Origin of the sequence: Streptosporangium sp. NPDC002721 (assembly GCF_042888905.1) — a bacterium.
Taxonomy (GTDB): domain Bacteria; phylum Actinomycetota; class Actinomycetes; order Streptosporangiales; family Streptosporangiaceae; genus Streptosporangium.
This window is the reverse complement of record NZ_JBIAQI010000027.1, coordinates 125,364-146,472: the sequence shown is the minus strand read 5'-3', so window position 1 is coordinate 146,472 and position 21,109 is coordinate 125,364. Positions and strand designations below refer to the sequence as shown.

At 71.5% G+C, this 21,109-nt stretch carries 24 protein-coding genes and 2 pseudogenes; 10 read left to right on the top strand and 16 right to left on the bottom strand.

The window, feature by feature from the left end; all coding sequences use genetic code 11:
* Positions 1-264 precede the first annotated feature (264 nt).
* Both ACFYWM_RS34050 and ACFYWM_RS34045 read right to left on the bottom strand, forming a co-directional pair.
* Positions 265-510, bottom strand: coding sequence for a hypothetical protein (locus ACFYWM_RS34050; protein ID WP_389922316.1), 246 nt, complete (start codon positions 508-510; stop codon positions 265-267).
* 194 nt (positions 511-704) lie between these two features.
* Positions 705-1,643 (bottom strand): GlxA family transcriptional regulator, encoded by a 939-nt coding sequence (locus ACFYWM_RS34045; protein WP_389922313.1) that lies wholly within the window; start codon positions 1,641-1,643, stop codon positions 705-707.
* Between the two features lie 293 nt (positions 1,644-1,936).
* Between ACFYWM_RS34045 and ACFYWM_RS34040 the strand changes: the two genes are divergently transcribed.
* Together ACFYWM_RS34040 and ACFYWM_RS34035 are read left to right on the top strand one after the other, a co-directional pair.
* A complete protein-coding gene (locus ACFYWM_RS34040; RefSeq protein ID WP_389922310.1) occupies positions 1,937-2,365 on the top strand; it encodes a DUF6010 family protein in 429 nt (142 codons plus the stop codon).
* Positions 2,366-2,464: 99 nt separating this feature from the next.
* The gene (locus tag ACFYWM_RS34035) at positions 2,465-2,635 is read left to right on the top strand and encodes a hypothetical protein (protein ID WP_389922307.1); all 171 of its coding nucleotides are present in this window, start codon (positions 2,465-2,467) and stop codon (positions 2,633-2,635) included.
* Positions 2,636-3,392: 757 nt separating this feature from the next.
* Here ACFYWM_RS34035 and ACFYWM_RS34030 read toward each other — a convergent pair.
* Entirely contained in the window at positions 3,393-3,932 is a 540-nt protein-coding gene (locus tag ACFYWM_RS34030) for a PadR family transcriptional regulator (RefSeq protein WP_389922304.1), read from the bottom strand.
* Between the two features lie 162 nt (positions 3,933-4,094).
* Between ACFYWM_RS34030 and ACFYWM_RS34025 the strand changes: the two genes are divergently transcribed.
* Entirely contained in the window at positions 4,095-5,234 is a 1,140-nt protein-coding gene (locus tag ACFYWM_RS34025) for a serine hydrolase domain-containing protein (protein ID WP_389922301.1), read from the top strand.
* Between the two features lie 97 nt (positions 5,235-5,331).
* Here the strand turns inward: ACFYWM_RS34025 and ACFYWM_RS34020 are convergent, their stop codons facing one another.
* From ACFYWM_RS34020 to ACFYWM_RS33990, 7 genes and pseudogenes are all read right to left on the bottom strand, one after another.
* The gene (locus tag ACFYWM_RS34020) at positions 5,332-6,111 is read right to left on the bottom strand and encodes an alpha/beta fold hydrolase (protein ID WP_389922298.1); all 780 of its coding nucleotides are present in this window, start codon (positions 6,109-6,111) and stop codon (positions 5,332-5,334) included.
* A 76-nt stretch (positions 6,112-6,187) separates the two neighbouring features.
* Complete coding sequence (locus ACFYWM_RS34015; RefSeq protein WP_389922295.1) at positions 6,188-6,562, bottom strand: hypothetical protein; 375 nt, start codon at positions 6,560-6,562, stop codon at positions 6,188-6,190.
* A gap of 32 nt (positions 6,563-6,594) precedes the next feature.
* Positions 6,595-6,936, bottom strand: coding sequence for a hypothetical protein (locus tag ACFYWM_RS34010; RefSeq protein WP_389922292.1), 342 nt, complete (start codon positions 6,934-6,936; stop codon positions 6,595-6,597).
* Between the two features lie 44 nt (positions 6,937-6,980).
* Complete coding sequence (locus ACFYWM_RS34005; RefSeq protein ID WP_389922328.1) at positions 6,981-7,637, bottom strand: KR domain-containing protein; 657 nt, start codon at positions 7,635-7,637, stop codon at positions 6,981-6,983.
* A gap of 122 nt (positions 7,638-7,759) precedes the next feature.
* Positions 7,760-8,356 (bottom strand): annotated as a pseudogene (locus tag ACFYWM_RS34000) (acyltransferase domain-containing protein); the annotation flags it as partial.
* A gap of 475 nt (positions 8,357-8,831) precedes the next feature.
* Positions 8,832-9,695, bottom strand: a complete 864-nt coding sequence (locus ACFYWM_RS33995; protein WP_389922289.1) for a zinc-binding dehydrogenase — start codon at positions 9,693-9,695, stop codon at positions 8,832-8,834.
* A gap of 114 nt (positions 9,696-9,809) precedes the next feature.
* Complete coding sequence (locus ACFYWM_RS33990) at positions 9,810-10,163, bottom strand: hypothetical protein (protein WP_389922286.1); 354 nt, start codon at positions 10,161-10,163, stop codon at positions 9,810-9,812.
* A 104-nt stretch (positions 10,164-10,267) separates the two neighbouring features.
* Between ACFYWM_RS33990 and ACFYWM_RS33985 the strand changes: the two genes are divergently transcribed.
* Positions 10,268-10,837 (top strand): TetR/AcrR family transcriptional regulator, encoded by a 570-nt coding sequence (locus tag ACFYWM_RS33985; protein WP_389922284.1) that lies wholly within the window; start codon positions 10,268-10,270, stop codon positions 10,835-10,837.
* A 206-nt stretch (positions 10,838-11,043) separates the two neighbouring features.
* Here ACFYWM_RS33985 and ACFYWM_RS33980 read toward each other — a convergent pair whose 3' ends face one another.
* Together ACFYWM_RS33980 and ACFYWM_RS33975 are read right to left on the bottom strand one after the other, a co-directional pair.
* Entirely contained in the window at positions 11,044-11,214 is a 171-nt protein-coding gene (locus ACFYWM_RS33980) for a hypothetical protein (RefSeq protein ID WP_389922387.1), read from the bottom strand.
* A gap of 262 nt (positions 11,215-11,476) precedes the next feature.
* Positions 11,477-11,635 (bottom strand): annotated as a pseudogene (locus tag ACFYWM_RS33975) (NADPH:quinone reductase); the annotation flags it as partial.
* A gap of 259 nt (positions 11,636-11,894) precedes the next feature.
* Between ACFYWM_RS33975 and ACFYWM_RS33970 the strand changes: the two are divergent.
* The 3 genes from ACFYWM_RS33970 to ACFYWM_RS33960 all read left to right on the top strand — a co-directional run bounded on the left by ACFYWM_RS33970 (position 11,895) and on the right by ACFYWM_RS33960 (position 14,471).
* Positions 11,895-13,331 carry a hypothetical protein gene (locus ACFYWM_RS33970; RefSeq protein ID WP_389922281.1) on the top strand — a complete coding sequence of 479 codons (1,437 nt, stop codon included), beginning with the start codon at positions 11,895-11,897 and terminating at the stop codon, positions 13,329-13,331.
* 110 nt (positions 13,332-13,441) lie between these two features.
* Entirely contained in the window at positions 13,442-14,122 is a 681-nt protein-coding gene (locus ACFYWM_RS33965) for an NADPH-dependent F420 reductase (protein WP_389922279.1), read from the top strand.
* A gap of 61 nt (positions 14,123-14,183) precedes the next feature.
* Positions 14,184-14,471 carry a hypothetical protein gene (locus ACFYWM_RS33960; protein ID WP_389922276.1) on the top strand — a complete coding sequence of 96 codons (288 nt, stop codon included), beginning with the start codon at positions 14,184-14,186 and terminating at the stop codon, positions 14,469-14,471.
* A gap of 292 nt (positions 14,472-14,763) precedes the next feature.
* Here ACFYWM_RS33960 and abc-f read toward each other — a convergent pair whose 3' ends face one another.
* Positions 14,764-16,443 carry a ribosomal protection-like ABC-F family protein gene (gene abc-f / locus ACFYWM_RS33955; RefSeq protein ID WP_389922274.1) on the bottom strand — a complete coding sequence of 560 codons (1,680 nt, stop codon included), beginning with the start codon at positions 16,441-16,443 and terminating at the stop codon, positions 14,764-14,766.
* A gap of 341 nt (positions 16,444-16,784) precedes the next feature.
* Between abc-f and ACFYWM_RS33950 the strand changes: the two genes are divergently transcribed.
* Positions 16,785-17,612: an NAD(P)H-binding protein gene (locus tag ACFYWM_RS33950; RefSeq protein WP_389922272.1), complete on the top strand. Its 828-nt coding sequence runs from the start codon at positions 16,785-16,787 to the stop codon at positions 17,610-17,612.
* 254 nt (positions 17,613-17,866) lie between these two features.
* Here ACFYWM_RS33950 and ACFYWM_RS33945 read toward each other — a convergent pair whose 3' ends face one another.
* Together ACFYWM_RS33945 and ACFYWM_RS33940 are read right to left on the bottom strand one after the other, a co-directional pair.
* On the bottom strand, positions 17,867-18,394 hold the full coding sequence (locus ACFYWM_RS33945; RefSeq protein ID WP_389922269.1) for a phospholipase: 528 nt from the start codon (positions 18,392-18,394) through the stop codon (positions 17,867-17,869).
* Positions 18,395-18,682: 288 nt separating this feature from the next.
* Positions 18,683-18,931: a hypothetical protein gene (locus ACFYWM_RS33940; protein WP_389922266.1), complete on the bottom strand. Its 249-nt coding sequence runs from the start codon at positions 18,929-18,931 to the stop codon at positions 18,683-18,685.
* 9 nt (positions 18,932-18,940) lie between these two features.
* On the opposite strand from ACFYWM_RS33940, the gene ACFYWM_RS33935 reads away from it, so the two are divergent.
* Positions 18,941-19,093 carry a hypothetical protein gene (locus ACFYWM_RS33935; RefSeq protein WP_389922263.1) on the top strand — a complete coding sequence of 51 codons (153 nt, stop codon included), beginning with the start codon at positions 18,941-18,943 and terminating at the stop codon, positions 19,091-19,093.
* Here ACFYWM_RS33935 and sigJ read toward each other — a convergent pair.
* The gene (sigJ, locus tag ACFYWM_RS33930; protein WP_389922260.1) at positions 19,090-20,052 is read right to left on the bottom strand and encodes an RNA polymerase sigma factor SigJ; all 963 of its coding nucleotides are present in this window, start codon (positions 20,050-20,052) and stop codon (positions 19,090-19,092) included. The two genes, ACFYWM_RS33935 and sigJ, sit on opposite strands and share 4 nt — an antisense overlap.
* A gap of 292 nt (positions 20,053-20,344) precedes the next feature.
* On the opposite strand from sigJ, the gene ACFYWM_RS33925 reads away from it, so the two are divergent.
* A complete protein-coding gene (locus ACFYWM_RS33925) occupies positions 20,345-20,854 on the top strand; it encodes a carboxymuconolactone decarboxylase family protein (RefSeq protein WP_389922258.1) in 510 nt (169 codons plus the stop codon).
* Positions 20,855-21,109: the final 255 nt, after the last annotated feature.

The following is a 21,109-nucleotide window of genomic DNA, read 5'->3' as shown; positions in this document are numbered from 1 at the left end:
CCCCGTCAAGGCGTGGATCAACGACCCAGACAAACGAGAGAAGCAGGCACAGAACATCTAGAGCGACTGTGTCTCATCGAGCTTGACAAGTTCCGGACCGCCTCGGGGAAGGCGAACGCGTACTTCGCGGACGAAAGCCGGTCCACCAGCATGTCGACATTGGCCGCCACCCGGCGCATGGTCTCGTGCGACCTCTTCGGCATCCTCCTGACGGCTCTCCGGCACGCCGGCCGATCAGGGGGCCGGTGTCCAGGAGCGTGGAGGTCACGTTGACCGATTGAACCGCTCCGCCAGCAGATCTTCGACCCGTTCCGACAGATCCCCTTCACCGGAGGCACCGATCCCCGCGATCGACAACCGTCGACGCCGAACCGGCCCATCGGTCTCCTCGTCCACGGTCTCGGCCAACTCCGGATCCGTCTTCACCAGACGCAGCAGACGACGTGCCTGGTCCGGAGAAAGCCGATCGACCAGATGGTGGAGCTGCTCGTGCGCGTGCCCGGCAGTCATACCCCTGAGTCTACGTAAGCGTCTGCGCTCACCCCAGCCCAACCGCCGTGTCAGCGGTGTCTTGACGTCGAGACTTCATGCCGGACGCGTGCCGGAACAGGCGGGAAACCAGAGACGCCACAGGCACTTGATCCACTTTAACCCGCACCCCCGTTTTCCCAGCTGAGGGCAGCGTCAAGGCAGACGGCCCGGCTCTAACCGAAACTGCTCCGGTAGGTGTGGGGGCTGACGCCGACGACGCGTTTGAACCGGTCGCGGAAGGCGGTGGGTGAGCCGAAGCCCGCCTGGGCGGCGATGCGTTCCATGGAATGGCCGGTGGTCTCCAGCAGGTGCTGGGCCCGGCGGACACGGGCCCGGTGGAGCCACTGCAATGGTGTGGTGCCGGTCTGCTCGCGGAAGCGCCGTATCAGGGTGCGGGTGCTCGTGCCGGCTTGGCCGGCGATGTCCGCCAGGGTGAGATCGCGGGCGAGGTTGTCCTCGATCCAGTTCAGGAGAGGTTCGACGGCCGAGCCGTGGGGGGTGGGCGGGTATCGCCGCACGATGAACTGGGCCTGGCCGCCCTCGCGTTCCAGCGGCATGACGGACAGTCTGGCTGCGTCGGCGGCGACCGCGGAGCCGTAGTCCCGGCGGATCATGTGCAGGCACAGGTCCAGTCCCGCCGCGGCGCCGGCCGAGGTGAGGATCTGCCCGTTGTCGACGTAGAGCACGTTCGGGTCGACGTCGATGTCCGGGTAGGCGGTGGCGAGTCGGGGGGCGGCCACCCAGTGGGTGGTGGCGCGCAGCCCGCCGAGCAGTCCGGCGGCGGCGAGGATGAAGGTGCCGGAGCAGATGGAGGCGATCCGGACGCCGTCGGCGGCGGCGCCACGGAGCGCGTCGCGGACGGCCGGCGGCAGGGGCCCGGCGGGGTCGGCGGTGCCGGGCACGATGACCGTGTCCGCGTCCGCGAGCGCCTCCAGCCCCCACGGGGCGCGCAGGGTGAAGAGACCGGCGTCCACGTCGGGCCGTTCGGCGCAGACCCGCACCCGGTAACCGGGGCGGCCGTCGGGCAGCCGGGTGCGGGTGAACACCTCGATGGGGGTGGACAGGTCGAAGGGGATCACCTGATCCAGCACGAGGACGACGACGGTGTGCATGGCAAGAATGTACCTCTGCACCGGATTCTCGCCAGCGGCTTCCAACTGCTCTTCGCTGGTCTACGGGACGCTGAAGCCCCTTGGCGAGAATCCGTTGGAAGTTGTCACTCCTGCCACTGGGAGCCGGGGGACCCGCTGGTTAGCCTCGACCACGTCCCGACACTTCTCAACGAAACGGACACCTTCGTGATCGCCCGACTCGATGCCATCACAGCCTTCGGGTTCCTCGACGCGGACGGCACCGCGGGTGCCTCCGCCGCACCGGGCGGCCGTCACCGGGACGGACACCGACGATGAGCGTCGCCGCACCGATCATGATCGGGATCGTGTACGTGTGCCTGATGTCCCTGATCCGCGAACCGCACCGGCGCAGGTTCAACGCGATCATGGTGGCCGGAGCCGGGGCCGCCTACCTCAGCGGCGGGGGTTTCGGCCCGTGGGAACTCGCCTTCACGGCCGTCATGACCTACTGCGCCTACCGCGGCCTGGAGTCGTGGACATTCGTCGGCGTCGGGTGGCTGCTGCACACCGGCTGGGATCTGTTGCACCACCTGCACGGCAACCCGATCATTCCCTTCGCGGACCACTCCTCCCTGGGGTGCGCCATCTGCGATCCCGTGATCGCCGTTTGGTGCCTCTCGGGCGGCCCCTCGGTCACAGACCTGCTCCGCGCGCGTCTCGGCCGGCCCGGCGTCGAACGGCCCACCACGCCGCCGCCCTGATCGCACCGGCCCGATTCCCTTCCTCCACTTTTGGGAGTGAGGGCGGCGGGCGGATCCGGATAACGGGCGGATGTTCGCAGCGGTCCGTACCGGTACGGGGTGCTTGCGGCGGGCGTGGTCATGGCCACGGTGGTGCCGCTTCTCCTGCCCGATCCCAACCTGTGGTGGATCATCGGGCTGGGGCTGGGGCTGCTGGCGCCGAGCTCGGAGCCGGCATGTCGCCCGTCCACCTCGACGCCCGACACCACCGGCACGCCTTCCGGAGGGTGAGACGACGGCGACGGAAAGATCCGGTGAGAGGGGTGTGGCCGTCCGCACGGAATTTTCAGGCCGCGCCCGTCGCGTGCCCATCGGGAAGGTCGCCAGGGGGGGAGAAACGGGACTCGCGGACATGGCGAGACCGCCCCCTGACCTGGAACGCAGCAGGTTGGAGAGCCGTGTGCCGAGATCTTCCAAACTGGCTCCCTCCTCCGATCATCGAAAAATCGAGAGTCCACATCATCCTGCCGCTCGTGCCGTTGGCGTGCCATTGGACAGGTGACGAGGGATCGACCACGGTCACCCCCTGGCCGACCGGACACCCGGCTCAGCCGCCCCACCTGCCGTGCTCGACGCACTTCCCCGGCTGACAGCGTGGGGCCGGCCCTTCGGGTCTTGCTTGCTCTCTGGTCCGTACGAGCTTCGCGGACCGTCGGGTTCGGGATCACTGAGTGGCCGCCTGTCAGGCCGGTACGAGCGAAGGCCCGCTTCGCGAGCGCCGAGAGCGTCGGTCTCGTAGTTGCCGTCGACGTACGCGACCCGGTGGGCCGGCAGTCCCAAGGGCCGTGCGTCCTGCCGGGAAGATGCCGGCGTCCGGCTCGGGCGTGCCGTGCTCATCGGAGTGGACGATCGCGTCGCCGAAGTGGTCGAGCAGGCTGATCACGCGTAGTTTGCGGAGAGTGTCCCGGGGCCTGGCTCTCGCCGAACTCCCATTGTGGCCGCCCTTCGGGCGGGCGTGCCGGTGGTTCGGGGCCGCGTCCGCGCGGTGTCAGTGGCCCGGTGTCTCGTGCCGGTCGATGTGGTCGCGGAACCAGTCGAGCGTGAAGCGGTGTGAGGCGATGCCGTAGGCGAGCGTCGCGCGCTGGTGGGTGGCGAGGTCGCGGTGCTCCTCGGGAATGTTCAGGGTGTCGAGCCGCCTGTCGAGGGCCGAGAGCGCCGCGAGGTCGGTCTCGACGCGCGCCATGATGCGACGGAGCACCGGTAGGCGTTCGGCCGGTTCCAGCAGGCCGAGGAAGTAGAGCCTGGACAGCGCCGCGGTCTCCAGATCGAGCCCGGCCAGGTCACCTGTCATCCAAGCGCGGAACTCCTGGCGACCGGCGTCGGTCAGGCGGTACACCTTCCGGCCCCGGCCTCCGGCCTCGACGCTGGCGACCTCGATGAGCCCCCGCGCGAGCAGGGTGTCCAGCGCGCGTTTGATGCTGCCGGAGCTGGCGCTGTAGAAGAGCGCGACGCCGGCCTCGAATCCTTTGATCAGGTCGTAGAAGGTCTGCGGGGCGATCATGAGCAGACCGAGGATCACATGGGCCATTGATCGAGTCTAGGCCATTGACTCTCATAGACATGTCTATTAGATATATCAGCAGGCCCCCTGAGACGTGTTCATGGTCATGGATGCCGGTTGACCGCCTCGGCCGGCGGAAGGCATGGCGCCGAGGGGCACGTCGGGGAAACGGAGACAGGGAACACTCACGTGACATCGCCGCTCGCCACGACCACCGCCCATGACAATCACGTTCCCGACGACGTCGACGCGCGGCTGACGGGCCTGCTGGAGAGCCTCGTCTCGCAACGCGGCGTGCACCACGCCAACCTCGCCGTCACGAGCGGCGACGGGAAGCGGCGCTGGTCCGCCGCCTCCGGGCCCGCCGGTGCCGACGATCATCCGCTGCGTCCCGAGACCCCGTTCTTCATCGCGAGCGTCACCAAGCGTTTCATCATCACGCTGGTGCTGCAGGCGCACGAGCGCGGCGAGCTCGAACTGGCCGCGCCGATCAGCGGTTGTCTGCCGGCGGAGACGATCACCGGGCTCCACGTCCTCGGGGGGATCGACCGGACGTCCGCGATCACGGTGCGCCACCTCGCGAGTCACACATCCGGGTTGCCGGATTACTTCGAGGCACGCGGCGAGGGTCCCAGCCTGTACGAGCGCCTCGCCACCGGTCAGGATCTGGCCTGGACCTTCGAGGACACGATGCGGATCACACGCGAGCAGCGCCCGCACTTCGAGCCGCAGGACCTCACCGCCGCCCGGCAGAAGGCCCGCTACTCCGACACCGGCTTCCAGCTGCTCATCCGCATCCTGGAGACGGTGACCGGCCGGTCGTTCGCCGATCTGCTGGCCGAACGGATCCTCGGCCCGCTCGGCCTCACGCGTACCTGGCTTCCAGGACATCGCCCGCCGGATCCAGCGGCCCCGGCGCCCTCGCCGCTCCACGCGAAGCGGCGCCGCGTGGAGCTGCCCTCGATGATCGAGTCCTCCAACGACCTGTTCAGCACCACCGGCGATCTCCTCGCCTTCCAGCGGGCGCTGCTCGGCGGCGAACTTCTCGCCGACGCCCGCTCGCTGGAACCGCTCACCGAGCGGCGCAACCGGCTGCGCAACATCCCCGTCCTCAGGTACGGGCTGGGCACCATGTTCTTCAAGGTCGGCCGGCTCATGTCACCGGGGCATCGCCCTGTCACGCTCGTCGGCCACTCGGGAGTCACCGGGACCTGGCTCTTCCACTGTCCGGAGCTCGACCTGCACCTGGCCGGCACCGTCGACCAGACCGAGGGACAGGCCATCCCCTTCCGGTTCATGGCGCGTTGCCTGGGTGCCTGGCGAAGGTGAGGAGGCTTTCTCGTACGACGTGCCGAGGGCACGAACCTCAACCCCGCACCCGCCGCACTTCGCGGAGGACGGCTTCCCCAGGGTGCCCGCACGTCTCTCAGGCGGCTCCGCGGAGGAAGAACTCGGCCAGCGCGGGGGCCAGCACGTCGTCGGGGACGCCGTGCCACCCGCCCTTCAGGGGCAGGTGACGACCTTGGGGAAGAGCCGCCGCCGTCCCCCGCGCCCAGCCGCGCAGGCGTTCGTCGCTGGATTCGCTGTTGACCACCAGGGTCGGCACGACGACGGATCGGAGTGTGGCGGGAGAGACGGCCTCGGTCATGCGGCTGTCGTAGGCGAGGGTGTGCGCGATGCCCTCCAGCGTCGGGAAGAAAGGAGCCTGCCGCATCCCCGCGGTCATCTCGGGGGGAACGCCAATGCTCGTGTGGAAGTGCTCGACCGCGTCGCCCCGGCGACCGGCGGTGACCAGCGCGTCGATCTCGGCCGCGAGGTCGCCTTCCCGCGACGGCCCGTCGAAGGCGATCGGTGGCTCAAGGAGCGAGAGCATCGAGATCGGCAGCCCGGCCACCGCTCCGAGCAGGGCGAGGGCCGCGCCGGAGGAGAACCCGTGGACGAACGCCGGCCCTACGGCTCCCTCGATCACGGCCGCGAGGTCCTCCACCTCCCTTTCCACCGCGTACGGTCGCGTGTCTCCGCTCTCGCCGCGTCCGCGCCTGTCGTAGGTCACGACCGTGAACCTGTCGGAAAGGTGTTCGGCGAGTGACCTCATGGGGCCGAACTCGCGGAACCCGCCCGCCGCGTCGACGAGCACGAGCGTCGGCCCCGTCCCGGTCTGTTCGAACCCGATCGGCGTGCCGTCGCGTGACGTCGTCGTCGCCATGATGATCCTTTCGCACGGTGGCCTCGGACCCTACAGAGCTCCACCGACAGTTTCCCCGGCGGTACGTCACAGGCCGTCAACTTCCCTGTTCCACCCGTGCGACGAACAGCACGGGCTCTCCCGCCCGCGACCCGGCCCAGCCGCCTTCCACCGGGAGCAGCCGGTCCACGTGCCGCGCCCCCGGGCGGGGCACGATCCGGTCGATGGTGAGGAGGTCGCCGGTCACCGGTCCTGCCGCGCGGACGGCGGTCTCCAGGGCGGCGGGCGCGATGCCGTGGGCGGGTGGGAAGAGGGTCGTCCACAGGTCGGCGGCCGTCACGACGGGCAGGGGGTCGCTCGCCGTCCCGAGGACGAGCCCCGACCAGGCCAGGCGGCCGCCCCCGTGCGCCCTGACGGCGGGCGGTGCGGGAGGCGAGGTAGGGGACGAGGTGGCGGGCGGGGCGAGGGGCAAGACAGGGGACGAGGTGGCGGGTGGAGCGGGGGTCAGGGGAGGGAGCGCGGGGGTTCCGGCCGGTAGAGCAGGCGCATCGAACCGGCGACCGCGCCGTCGGCGGCGGTGATCGTGACGTGGACCGTCCAGCCCTCCTCCGTCGTCTCGCCCACCGCCGACGTCGTGAACCGGCCACCGTCCAGGACCGGCCCTGTCTCGCCCACCGCCGACGTGCCGAACCGGCCGCCGTCCAGGACCAGCGCCGACGGGTGCACCCGTATGTCACGTATCGAGGCCAGGTGCTGCAGCGGCCAGCCGGGCGGCACCACCCAGTCGGCGACCGAGCACGCCTGCTCCACCAGCACCGACACCGGCAGCGCCGGTCGGCCGTCCACCGTGAAGTCGGCCAGGCAGGGGTGGGAACCGGGCCGGTGGACGATCAGCCGCGCAGTGAGCGGAAGGGCCGGAACTCCTCGACGGTGCCGAGGAAGTGGGCCAGGCCGTGCAGCCGGGACAGGTCGGGGTGGCCGGTGAACAGCCGGAAGCCGCGCAGCTGCGCGGGCACCAGCGCGCCGCCCACCTGGCCGATGAACATGACCTCGTCGGTGCCGCCGGAGCACAGCTCGTCGATCCAGCGGCGCACGCCCTCGGCGGGGTCGAGGGCGGACACGTACCGGACCGCCGCGTCGTAGTTGGCGATCACCCCCAGGCGTTCCCACGTCGGCCAGCAGAGCGTCCGCGCCGGCAGCCCGTGCGTGTTGCGCGCCCAGAAGCCCAGCCTCGACAGCGCCTCGTTGCCCGCCGCGTAATCGATCTGGCCGATCATGCCTCCCATGCGCCCGGCCAGCGATCCCACGTTGCAGAAGACCTTGAGCGCCGCCCGCCGCTCCGGGGTGGCGAGCACCGCACCGGTCAGGGACTCGAAACCCGTCACCTTCACCTCGACGGTGCGCACGACCTCCTCGGGGGTCTTCCTGTCGAGCCTGGTCGGCAGGTCGATGCCCGCGTTGTGCACCACCACGGCCGGGGCCGGGAGGCGGGCGAACAGGGCGTCCACCTGCTCCCGCCGGACGCAGTCGCACGCCTCGTACGCGATGCGCAGGCCGTCTCGTCCGGCGGCGGCCAGGTTGGCGGCGACCTGGCGCAGTAACGGCCCATGATGGGCGAGAAGACGGGCACGCCCAGCCCGCGCCGCCCGTACCCGGTGAGCCTGCGGCCCAGTTCCTGCCCGGCGGCGGCGAGCAGCGGGCTGTGGAACGGATGCGGCGCGCGCAGCGCGGTGGCGGACAGGCCCACGGCGTCGGCGATCGCGGACGTGCGCCGCAACGCGTCGGCCGGTCCCGACACCACCGTCTGCTCCGGCCCGTTGTCCGCCGCGATCACGGCCCCGGAGGTCGGCAGCAGGTCCAGGATCTGCTGGGCCCGCGCCGGGGCGCAGCCCAGCGCCAGCAGCCCGCCGCCGCTGCTGTCGTGCTCGCGCAGCGCGATGACGCGGTGGCAGAGGATCTCGGTGCCCTCGGCGACGTCCAGTGCGCCGCCGGCGACCAGCGCCGCGACCTCGCCGAGACTGTGCCCGACGAGCACGCTGAACCGCGCTCCCTCCTCGGTGAGCGCTCGACAGGCCGCGGTGGACGCGGCGAACACGGCCAGCTGCAGGACGTCCGGCGCCTCATCCAGCAACCGCTCCAGGGAATCACCGGACAAAGCACGGTCCAGTCCTTTTCCAAGTATTCCCCTGGCCACGTCGTCAATGATTTCGATTGCTTCGGCAGCGCCATTTCCATGGGCTTCGAGCCGCCGCAGGGCGTTCGGCATGTAGGCGCCTTGACCTGGAAAAAGGCTGACCACGATCTCGATAGCGCTCAGCATTGTCTTTCCTTTCCCGAGCACGGAGAATAGGCGAGCGCATCGCTTCTTGTGATCCCCGTGGAAAAGGTGCGCGTAGGGGATTGACGCATCCGACGATAACCGTGGCCGTGATACCCGGAACACCCCTAAGGTCTTGCTTCTGGGGTGATCCGCCGGACGCGCGCCATGCCTCACGCGGCGCGGCACGCGCCCGGCGACGAATGCCCGGCGGAGGTCGAGGAAGGCGATGGCCCGCCCGCGACCCGGCGCGGCCGCCCTCCTCGGGCGGCGGCCGGTCGGCGTGCCGCCCCCGGGCAGGGTCGACGGTGAGGAGGTCGTCTCCTTTCCGGGCCGGAGCGGTCATCTCGAACCCGGGGTCCGTGACGCCGCGGACAAATGACTCACGAGGTGGTGACCCGCCTGACGGGACGGGTGGCCGTGCTCAGGTCGTGAGCACCCATCGGCCGCGGTGCGCGCCGTCGCGGAAGGCGCGGTACGCGTGCGCGGCCTCCTCCAGGGGCACCGTGCCGGCCCGGCGCGGTTCCAGGACTCCCCGCGCGGTCAGCGCGAGCATCTCCCGCAGGAGGGCGCCGTCGGGGACGGCCACCGCGGAGGTGACGGTGATGCCGCGTTCGGAGGCGGGTTCGAGGCCGGGGAAGACCCCCACGTAGGTTCCGTGGTCGCGGACCGGCCGCAGGGCCGCCTCGTTCAGCAGGGCGGTGTCCAGCACCGCGTCAAAGTCGCCCGCCCCGTCGAGGGTCGTGCGCGTCCCCACCGCTCCGGCCCTGGTCAGGAAGCCCTCGTCCGTCGCGCGGGCGAGTGCGGTGACCTTCCAGCCGTCGCGTGCGGCCAGAGCCACCGCGTACCCGCCGACCCCGCCCGCGGCACCGGTGACCAGCAGCCTCCGGCCCCGGGAGGGGCCGAGCAGGGCGAGCAGTTGCGCGGCGGTCAGCGAGTTGAGCGGTACGGTGGCCGCGTCCAGCAGCTCGACCCCGTCCGGGACCGGGGCCGCGTCGGCGACCGGGACGATCACGTACTCCGCGGCCGTTCCCGCGGTGGCGTGCGGGGCGTTCGGGAAGTGGAGCGCCGCGACCGGCGTGCCGACGGCGAGGTCGCGGACGCCGGGCCCCACCATGTCGACGACCCCGGCCACGTCCAGCCCCAGGCCGCCGCGCGGCGCGTGGCCGCCCGCCCCTGTCTCGTCGCGCGAGGCGTCGATGATGTGAAGGTCGGCCGCGTTGACCGCGGCTCCGGCCGTCCTGATGCGGATCTGCCCCGCCGCGGGCCGCGGATCGGGCAGGTCCACCAGTTCCACCTCATCGTCCGACCCGGGGCGAGCGGTGACGACAGCGCGCGTGCCGGTGACTCCTTTCTCGTATGTGATCGATCGTGTCGTACGCCCGGCCAGGCGGCCGGCTCGTCAGCGGTCGTCGGCGTGCCGGAGGTGCTTCTCCAGCAGCGCTTTCCCCTCTTTCGACAGCCAGGTGGCGAAGTTCAGCAGCCCCGGGTGCAACGTCCGCAGCGCGGGGATGTCGGCCTGCCAGCCGTGGAACGACGTCGTCCCTCCCGGCCCGGGGCGAGCCGGAACCGGTACGGCCACGTCGTGCCCGGTCGCCCGGCCGATCGCCGAGGCGATGTGGTGCGGCGCCGGCTCGTCGCCGGCCAGTTCCAGCGCCCGTACGTGCCGGCCGCCGGCGAGCAGGTGCCGGGCGGTGGCGCCGCCCTGCTGCCCGGTCGCCCCCGTGACGAGGGTCGTCCGATCTGTCGTGGTCATGTGTGCTCCATGAGTATGCTGATCAGCAGGCCGGAGCACTGCTCCGCACCTGCCCTCCACACAGTACGGAGCACTGCTCCGTCGGCCAAACCGAGGAGACACACGTGGCCGGCACATCCCGGGCAGAGGTACTGCGTAACCGCGAGCGCCTGCTGGCCGCGGCCCGCGACGCGTTCGCCGCCGAAGGGACCGACGCCTCCCTGCGCGACGTCGCCCGGCGGGCGGAGGTCGGGATCGGCACGCTCTACCGGCACTTCCCCACGCGCGAGGCCCTCCTGGAGGCCATCCTCGACAGCAACTTCGAGACGCTGCGCGAGCGCGCCGAGCAGCTGCTCGACTCCCCCGCGCACGCGCCGCACGACGCGCTGCTCACCTGGCTGAACGAGCTGGCCGCCGGGACGCGCACCTACCAGGGACTACCTCAGTCGATCATGGCGGCACTGGACGACGAGAGCTCCGAACTGCACCTGTCCTGCGCCGCCATGCGGTCCTCCGGCGCGCGGCTGCTGGAACGCGCGCAGGAGGCCGGGCAGGTGCGCGCCGACGTCACGGTCTACGAAGTGATCGCGCTCACCCTCGGCCTGGCCTGGGCGGCACAGCAGCCGGGCGGGCCGTCCGATCTGATCGAACGACTGCTCTCCACGGCGATGTACGGACTGGCGGCACACGGGTAGCGACGGTGACCCCCGATCGGGCGTCACGGAAACCTGAGGCGCGCCGGGCTGCGCCCTCGGCGTGATCTTGTTGTTGGATCGCCCGGGGAACAGGCTCGCCCTCGGCAGGTCACGATCGTCGCGTGCTCGGTGGAGCGGCGGCCGAGGGCGAACACCCGGCAGCGCGGGCGAGCCGTCGGCCGTCGCTCGCTCACCCGTCGGCCCTGTCACGGGAGGACGACGATGCGCCCCCGGGGGCGGCCGGGCTCGGCGCCCTCCTGGAGGCGGTGGGCGCGGGCGGCCTCGGTGAGCGGCAGCCGCGCCCCGATCCGGGAGACCAGGGTGCCGCGGGCCAGGAGGTGGTTGATCGTCGTGGCCGCCGCGGCCAGCTCGGCCACGGTGGCGTTGCTGATCGCGAAGCCCCGGAGGCTGGCGTCGCGCGTGTAGAGCCGCCCCGACCGGCAGCACGGGGGCGGCGTCGAGACCGGCCATGATGATCATCCGGCCACCGCGGGCGAGCAGGGGGACGGTCCGCTCCAGGTCGTGCCGGCCGGTGTTGTCCCAGAACACGTCCACCCCGCCGGGGGCGAACTCGGCGAGCGCCGCCGTGACCACGGTCCCCACCAGGTCGCGGCCGACGACGAACGGGTACGGCAGGCGCGTCCGGTAGGCGCCGGAGCGGATGAAGGTGTCGACATGGTTGACGGCGAGGGCCCGTACCCTCACCAGGACCTCCGACGGGCCGGGGTCGGGCACGGAGAACCGGCCGATCCGTATCTCGTCCGCGGGGCCGGGCCGCGTGACGTACGCCGCGGTCATGGTCACCCGGTCGCTCATCGTTCCGCTCCCCGGTCGGCTTTCACCTTGACGAGGTACGTACGTGCCCGCGCGCACCCGAGATCACCCACGTCGATCCTGCGGCACGCACGGTGGCCGCGAAGGACGGTCATTGATGATCGACTTCTTGGGCGTGGCTCGTTAGGGTGGGGCGCTCGAATCCCCCTCGGATCCCTCCCGAATCCCCCTCGGATCCCTCCCGAATCCCCCTCGGATCCCTCTCCAATCCTGGAACGGTGCCGTGCGTCACTACCGGTTGGGCGTTCCCGCCGTGCTCGTCGCGGGCGTATACGTGGTGACGGTCGCGGTCGCCGCCGTTTCCGCGCTGGTCAGCGGCGATACCGCGTTCCTGTGGCGGCTGACGCTCCTCTTCGAACAGGACGAGGAAGGCCCGGTCACGGCGGCGAGGCTCCTCATCGGGCAACACGAGGGGTCCCCTGCCACGTGGCCGAAGGTCCTCGTCCTGCTCGCGGCCGGCGGCCTGTGGGCCTGGGCGCTCTGGCAGAGCCTGCGGGGCCCGGTGGCGGGACCGCGGCCCCCGGCGGACCGGGGCGTACGGCTGCTGCGGGTGGTGCTGTACGCGCAGGTGGTGTGCTGGCTGGCGTACGCCGTCGCGCCGTCCTGGCCCTGGTGGGCCGCGGTGCTCGACCTGCTCGTGCTGGTCGCGGTCGTCGTGGCCTTCCACCCGGTGCTGAAGCCGGCCCTGGGCCCGGCCGCGGGGCTCGTGCTGGTCGCGGGCGTGACGGCCAACATGCTCACGATCGCGGCCGAGGTGTCCGACGCGCTCGGCTGGCGCGCCGCCGAGCGGCTGGCCGAGTCGGGCGGCCTCATCGGCCTGACGGAGCTGATCTGGGCGGTCCTGGTACTCGTGGCCCAGCGCCGGGACGGCCGCTGGCGGCGCGCGACCGTCGGGTACGGCATCGCCTCCCTGGTCGCGCCGATCGTGCTCATCCTCGCGGGCGTCCCCCTGCGGTTCGTTCCCGGCCTCGGGAACGTCTACTTCGAGGCGGTCTCCCTGTCCGTCGGTGTCCTGACGCTGATCTGGATGGCCCGGTCCGCCCACGATCTCGCCGACCCGGACAGCCGACCGGCCCCGCCCCGCCCGCTGCCGCTGCCGCTGCCCGCCCGACCGCACGCGCTCGCCGCGACGGCCTGGCTGACCGTGGCGGCCCGGATCGCCGCGTGCGTGGTCCTGATCATCCCCGCTCTGGTCAATCTGGCCTCCGGCCACCTGCTGTGGATCACGCCGCACGTACCACCGATGTGGCGGCCGGCCCACCCGGCGGGGGACGTCCTGCCGGCGCTCTGGTGGGCCTTCGAGGCCGCCACCGGAGCCGGCGGCGTGGTCGTCCTGGTGCTGATCGCGGCTGAGCGGGGGACCCGGCGCACCTTCCGGGTGGCCGTGGCCGCCCTGCTCCTGACCGCCGTGGCCGGGCTCGCGGCCGTCGTGGGAATGAGCGCCGTCACCCTGTTCCGCGCCTTCTCCTCTCCCGGCCGGTTCTGGGGCTGGGACGCGTTCCTCGGCGTGGGCCCGAGCGTGTCCTTCGGCTCCGGGCTGGAGCAGGCCGTGTCACCGCTCTGGTTCACCGCCGCCTGCGTCGTCTCGGCCACGCTCCTGTGGTGGGCCCGCGTCATGCGCGCCGCGCGCCCCGATCACGACCCCCGGCTTCCCGCCTGACCCTGGCACGGCCCGGCGACGTCCGCCGCTCATGCCGCCGCCCACGCTGCCCACACTGCCCACAAGAACGGTGGGGAATGCCGGGCGCGGCGCGGAGGTTAGGGGCTGTCATGACAACTGTTGGATTCATCGGCAGCGGGAACATCGGCGGCACGGTCGCCCGGCTCGCCGTCGCGGCGGGCTACGACGTGGTGCTGAGCAACTCGCGCGGCCCCCAGACCCTGAAGGAACTGGTCGACGAGCTCGGGCCGAAGGCCTCCGCCGGGACCTCCGCCGAGGCCGCCGCGGCCGGCGACCTGGTGATCGTCAGCATCCCGCTGCGGGCCTATCTCGACGTTCCGGTCGAGCCGCTCGCCGGCAAGGTCGTCCTCGACACCAACAACTACTATCCCCAGCGGGACGGGAACCTCCCCGAGCTCGACGCCGGGTCCACCACGTCCAGCGAGCTGCTGCAGCGGCACCTGGCGACGTCCAGGGTCGTCAAGGTCTTCAACAACATCTACTTCGAGCACCTGCGGGCGCTGCCCCGGCCCTCCGGCGCGGCGGACCGCAGCGCCCTGGCGATCGCGGGCGACGACGCCGCCGCGAAGGAGGAGACGACCTCCTTCCTCGACCGGATCGGCTACGACGCCGTCGACGCGGGGGCACTCGCCGACGGATGGCGTTTCCAGCCGGACACCCCCGCGTACGGCCTCATCTACGCCGGGGGGCTGGAGAGCTTCTGGGAGTCTCCGGGAGTGCCCATCGACGCCGCGACGCTCAGCGCCAAGCTGGCCGACGCCCGGCGCTGACGGCCGGGCCGGCCGGAAACCGGCCAGGATGTACGGTGCGGGGGAGGAGGGAAGACTCCACATGGCAGATGAGCAGATCACGACAATCGGCACATGCTACGTATGCAAGCGCACCTTCGCCTTCGTCCCCGCGAGCGTCATGAAGGTCACGATCGACCCCGAGACCGGGCTTCCTCCCGGCATGACGGTGCTGGCCACCTTCCGCGAGCCGACGCCCGAGGCGACGGCCAGGTCGGTCGGGGAACCCATCTGTCCCGACTGCGTGAACAGGGCGAAGCGGTTCGAGGAATCCATGCGTTCGCCCGCTCCCCGGTTCGAGAAGTGGCACAGCGACCCCGATCGCGGTTGATCGCCGATTCCCCGCGCACGCTTCGGCGCCGGAGCCCGGGTCAGGGGTGACCCCCGACCCGGGCTCGGCCGCACAGGCGCCGTCGGCGTTCAGCCGGATGTGACCAAGGCGGTCGGGCTCGGCCGCACAGGCGCCGTCGGCGTTCAGCCGGATGTGACCAAGGCGGTCGGGCTCGGCCCCACAGACGCCGTCGGCGTTCAGCCGGGAGTGACCGGGGCGGTCGGGCTCGGCCCCACAGGCACCGCCCGCGTTCAAGGCGCGGAGCCGGGCGGGAGCCGGCCCGTTCACACGGTCACGACGAGGCCGGCCCGCGCCCGGAGCCGTCCGCGGACGTCCCGGCCGCCTCCGGCGCTCCCGTCTCCAGCAGCCGGCCCTCGGAGAGCCGCAGCCAGCGGTCGATCCCGATCTCCGTGAGGAAGCGTTCGTCGTGGCTGACCACCACGAACGCGCCCTCGTAGGCGCCGAGCGCGCTCTCCAGCTGGCCGACGCTGACCAGGTCGAGGTTGTTGGTGGGCTCGTCCAGCAACAGCAGCTGGGGCGCCGGTTCCGCGTACAGCACGCAGGCCAGGGTGGCGCGCAGCCGCTCGCCGCCCGACAGCGCTCCGACCGGCAGGTGAACGCGGGAGCCCCGGAACAGGAAGCGGGCGAGCAGGTTCATCCGCTCGGCCTGCGGCATCCCCGGGGCGAAGCCGGCCATGTTCTCCGCCACGGTCCGGTCGAGGTCGAGCAGGTCCAGCCGCTGGGACAGGTAGGCCACCCGGCCGTCGGCCCGCCTGGCCTGGCCGCCCTCCGCCTCCAGGTCGCCGTTGACCAGGCGCAGCAGGGTGGACTTCCCGGCGCCGTTGGGGCCGGTCAGCGCGATCCGCTCGGGTCCCCGGATCGTCAGGTCGGCCCCCTCCCCCGCGAACAGGGCCCGGTCGCCGTAGTGGACCTGCATCCGCTCGCCGAGGAAGACCGTGCGTCCGGCCGGGACGTTGGTACCGGGCAGTTCCAGCGTGATCTTCTGCTCGTCGCGCAGGGCCCGGCCCGCCTCGTCGAGCCGGGCCTTGGCGTCGTTGACCCGCGCGGCGTGCATCTCGTTCGCCCTGCCCGCCGACTCCTGGGCGTCGCGTTTCATCGTCCCCGCGAAGATCTTCGGCAGCCCGGCGTCCTTGAGGTTGCGGGCGGCGTTGCTGGCCCGGCGGGCCGCGCGCTCGCGGGCCTGCTGCATCTCCCGCCTCTCCCGCTTGACCTCCTGCTCGGCGTTGCGGACGTTCTTCTCCGCGACCTCCCGCGCGGCGCGCACGGACTCCTCGTAGTCGGTGAAGTTCCCGCCGTAGGAGCGGATCTCGCCCCGGTCGAGCTCGGCGATGCGGTCCATCCGGTCCAGCAGCTCCCGGTCGTGGCTGACCAGCAGCAGGCAGCCGTTCCAGTCCTCCAGCACGCCGTAGAGCTTGCGGCGCGCGTCCAGGTCGAGGTTGTTGGTCGGCTCGTCGAGCAGCAGGACGTCGGGCCGCTTCAGCAGCTGCGCCGCCAGGCCGAGGGAGATGACCTGGCCGCCGCTGAGGGTCCGCAGGCTCCGGGTGAAGGAGAGATCCCCGAGGCCGAGCCGGTCCAGCTGGGCACGGGTGCGCTCCTCGATGTCCCAGTCGTTGCCGATCGTGGTGAAGTGCTCCTCACCGGCGTCCCCGGACTCGATGGCGTCCAGAGCCCTGATCACCGGGGCGATCTCCAGGACCTCGGCCACGGTCAGGTCCGCGGCCAGCGGCAGGCTCTGCGGGAGGTAGCCGAGCACGCCCTGGACGGACACGGTCCCGCCGCCGGGCCGGTACTCGCCGGCGATCAGCTTGAGCAGGGTGCTCTTGCCGGCGCCGTTCGGGGCGACGAGGCCGGTACGGCCGCCGCCCACGGTGAAGGAGAGATCCTGGAAGACCGGGGTGTCGTCGGGCCAGGAGAAGGAAAGGTTCGAGCAGATGATGAACGCATCGGACATGCGAGAAGACCTCGTGTGGGACGCGGGCGCGCCGAAGCCGCCCAGCCGGGGAACAGGAATCGGTGAAACGACGAGATGGCCACGGCGACAGCGCTCCTACGCGCCGGCCGGTGGCCGGTTCCTTCCGGTATCACCCGGAGATGTCGTCGTCACCTATCACGTCTGATCTCCCTTTTGCCCTGACACTCGCGGCCCCATCATAAGGGATGCCCTGCCGCGCTCCGCGACGGCCGCTCCCCTCCGAAGATCGGGCGGGCCCGGAAGTCCTAGGTCCACGGCCCGATGCGCCGGGGACGGGAGTGGACGTAGCGTCGGCGTCTCCCCCAGAGAAAGGCACGCCGATGACGTTTCTGGTGACCGGGGCGACGGGCAAGGTCGGCCGGCACGTGGTCGACCACCTGCTCCGCGCGGGCCGGCGCGTACGCGCGCTGACCAGGAATCCGGGCGGGGCCGACCTGCCGGGGCCGGTGGAGGTGGTACGGGGCGATCTCACCGATCCCGGCACACTGGGACCCGCCTTCGAGGGGGTCGAGGGCGCGCACCTGCTGACCGCGGGCGGTGACGACTACGACACGCTCCGGACCGGGCCTGAGCTGGCCCGGCTGGCGGAGAGGGCGGGGGTACGGCGGGTCGCGCTGCTGTGGAACGGCCAGGTGGGCCCGGTCGAGGAGGCCTTCGCGGCGAGCGGCGTCGAGTGGACCCGGCTGCAGCCGGTCGACTTCATGGGCAACACGCTGACCTGGGCACCGGCCATCAGGGCGGAGGGCGAGGTGCGCGAGCCGTTCGCCGACGTTCCCGGCGGGATCGTGGACGAGGCGGACGTCGGCGCCGTGGCGGCGGCGGTGCTCGTGCGCGGCGGCCACGCGGGGAGGACGTACGTGCTCACCGGTCCCCAGACGCTCAGCCGGCGACGGCGTCTGGCCGTGATCGCGGAGGTGACGGGCCGCCCGCTCCGCCTCGTCGAGCTCACCGAGGAACAGGCGCGCGAGAGCTGGCGGCAGGCGGGACACGGCGAGGAGCTCATCGAGCTGCTCACCTCCTGGCAGCGCGACCCGCCCCCCGAGTCCGTCTCCATCTCGCCCGCGGTGCGTGAGATCACCGGTCGCGAGCCGCGTTCGTTCACGGAGTGGGTCGCCGAGCACGCCGCGCACTTCGGCGCGAGGGCCTGAGTGAGATCTGGGTGAGATCTGGGTGAGATCTGGGTGAGATCCGTTGGAAGCGGACCACGCCGGTGACGGCCGTCGCGACCAGGCACGACAGGCCGCCGTCCGGTACGAGACCGGGCGCGGCAGACGGAGCCACCGGGACCGTCCGGTACGGGGCCACCGGGACCGTCGCCGCGGTGCCGGGCCGGTATGGGGCCGGCCCGGCACGGATCAGCGAGGGGAGACGATCCCGCGTCCGCGGCGGGGAGCGGGCAGGGTCAGCCCTGCGCGTTCTGGGCGGCCTGTTCCGCTTCCGCGGCCTGGCGGATCCGCTCGATCTGCGCCCCGGTGACGTTGAGGGTGCCGAATTCCTTGACCGCCTGGTAGTAGGTCCAGGCGAGGCTGTTGCAGGTGCCCCTGGGGATGGCGGAATATCCCGCGCAGACCTGCTTCATGTCGAAGTAGAACGCGTCGTCGATGCGTGGCTTGTTCGCCGGGAACCGGCTCACCGCCTTGTAGTTGCGGTAGCCGAAGTCGTGACGCCGGCACGAATTCCTGAAGTCGAAGCCGAGTGGCTGGTCGGGGCTGCTCGAACACAGGTCGGTCGACCAGTCGAAGCCGTAGTCCCCCCAGGCCCCCTGGTTCTGCCAGGCGGACAGCCAGCCGGCGGCACTGGCCGCCGTGGGCTGGCTGAAACTCGAAAGTGCGGCGAGCTTTTGCTCCAGTGTCACCGCGTGGGCGGGCGGCGTTAATCCGAGCAATGCGACGAGGGAGAGGGCGACGGTTGCGAGGGCGCGTTTGACCATGGACTCTGCCTTTGTCCGGGGGGTTACCTCTCGCGGCAGGAGTCTGCCACGGCCTAACAATGAGGCGAAATATGCGGTGACGCCGGAACAGATCTTCGTCAACATCGGCGCGGATATTTGTAAACGGAAGATATTTACAATGTTTACAGGCTCACGTAAGAGCCCGTTCCCCGCTTCGCGCGGCCGGGCGGCGGCCGGCCGGGACCTGGCTGAGCTGGAGGACGCTCAAGCCGAACAGCAACACGCCCAACGGGACGTGCAGGGTCTTCACCCCCGCGATGCCCAGTGCTACCTGCGCCAGTACGAGTCCCAGGAAACCGGCCGCGTACAGGAGTACAGGATGGGTCTGGGCGAGCCGCCGCCCGGACGCCATACCAGGATCGCGATGATCAGGTGCGCTACCGCCACGGTGAACACCCCGTACGCCGAGACGCTGTGCAGCGTTCGTCCGCCGGGCGAGGACAGCAGCAGTCCGGCGGTGACCGGCGCGGCGAAGAGGGCGAGGGTCTGCAGGATGATCGCGACACGTAAGAACATGGGGGCTCCTTGGCTGCTGCGGGACGGGTGAGGGCGGCGACGACGGCCGGCGGGCCGATCGATCCGGCGTTCCTCGTCGTGGCCGGGTCGGTGACCCCGGCCGAGCGCGTCGCGCGCGTGCCGTGGCGGTTGGGCTGCTTCGACGGCCGTGGCCGGTCCTAGCGCTGTCGCCCCACGGTCCAGGGCCGGAGCTTCTCGGGGTTGCGTACCGCCCAGATGCGCGTGATCCGGTCGCCCGCGATGTCGAACGCCATCATCGTCACGGTCACGCCGTCCTGCTGGGCCACCAGGCCGGGCTGGCCGTTGACCGTACGCTCCAGGATCGCCATGCTGGGCACCCTGTCGACGATGTCGACGGCGTAGCGCGCGATCCGCTCGCGGCCCTCGACCGGGCGGAACACGGCGTTGACCAGGCCTCCGCTGTCGGTGGCCGCCGTGGCATCGGGGGCGAGCAGGCCGATGAGGGCGTCGATGTCCCTGGCCTCCCAGTCCAGCTTGAAGTCCCTGACGATGCCGGCCTGCTGGGCCGTGGGAGTCGCGGGAGCCCGCGAGGCGCGGATGCGGCGGCGGGCCGAGGAGGCCAGCTGGCGACAGGCCGCCGGGGTACGGCCGACGATCTCGGCCACTTCGGTGAAGGTGTAGCGGAAGACGTCGTGCAGGACGAACGCGACGCGCTCGGCCGGGGTCATCGATTCGAGCACGACGAGGAAGGCCATGTTGATCGACTCGTCGAGGGTGACCCGGTCGGCCGGGTCGGACGGTTCGGCCGCGGTGCCGCCCGGCCGCCCGCCGACCCACTCCGTACGATCGGGCAGCGGCTCGGGAATCCATTCGTCCACGTAGCGCTCGCGCCGGGCCCGTGCCGAGCCGAGCAGGTCCAGGCAGATGCGGCTGGCGACCGTCGTCAGCCAGCCCCCTGGGGACTCGACGGCCTCCCGCCGCTGCCGGGACATGGCGTACCAGCGGGTGTGGGTCTCCTGCACGACGTCCTCGGCGTCGGCCAGGGAGCCGAGGAGCCGGTAGGCGAGGTTGATCAGCTGGCGCCGCTCGCTGACGATCGCGCTCAGGCCCGGATCGAGCCGGCCGTCCCCTGCTTCGGACGGCTCGGATGGGGTGGTCATGGTGTCGTCGGCTCCCTCGATCGCGGCTGCCCTCATCCGTCCGACGAGGGCAGCGCCCCGGAGTGTGAGGCCGGCGGTCGCCTCACATTCCCGGCGGTCGCGTCGTCGGACTCCTGAGACACCCTCCAGCACGCGAGGAGGCTCGGCGACCCCGGCCGGTACGCGGGTCGCCGCCGAGCACCCGAGCCGGAACGTGTGACCGTCCCCCGCGGCCGGCCACTTCGTGACGGAGGCCCGCCCCGCCGGGCCGCGAGCCCGGGGGACAGCGCTGACATCGAGAAAGGAAGACCTCGTGACGTCCACACCCACGACGGCCGAGCAGGACGACCTCCGGTCGCGCCTGCCCGACCCCGCCCACTTCTTCCCCGAGGTGGCGACGATCGCCGGGGCCATGTCCACGGCCGTCCTGAACGGTTCGATCCCGCGTACCACCGTCGGCCTGGTGCAGCTTCGCGCCGGGCAGATCGTCGGCAGCACCTACCACACCGTCCGGCAGACCGGCGTTCTCCGCGAGGCCGGGGAAACGGAGGAGCGCGTCACCGCCGTGGCGTCGTGGCACGACGCCCCCTGCTTCACCGACGCCGAACGGGTCGCGCTGGAGCTCGTGGAGGCCGTTCTCGTCCCGAACCCGTTCGGTGAGCGCGTCTCCGACGAGCTGTACGCCAGGGCGTCCGCCCACTACGACGACAAGGCGCTCTGGACGCTCACCCTGACGATCGCACAGATCTGCTTCTTCGTTCCCGTCGCTCTCATCGCCAAGCCGATCCCCGGCAGGGCGCCGGGGAAGAACTACCGCGTGTAACGACCATCGTGCCCAGGGTGGGAGCACGCGGCCGTTCCTCACCCTGGGCACGCCCGACCCTGAACGAGCGCCCCCTGAGCATGTCCGGCTCCGAGCGGGCGATCGGGGGGATCCGGTCGGGCGTTCGCGCCTGGTCGCGGGCGTTCCGCTCCTCGGCCCGGCGGTCGGCGAGGGCCCGAGCCCCGCGTGGTCCGCGGCCGTCGTGGTGCCACGCGGCCAACGGACAACACCCAGAAGATGATTTATAACCTCTTG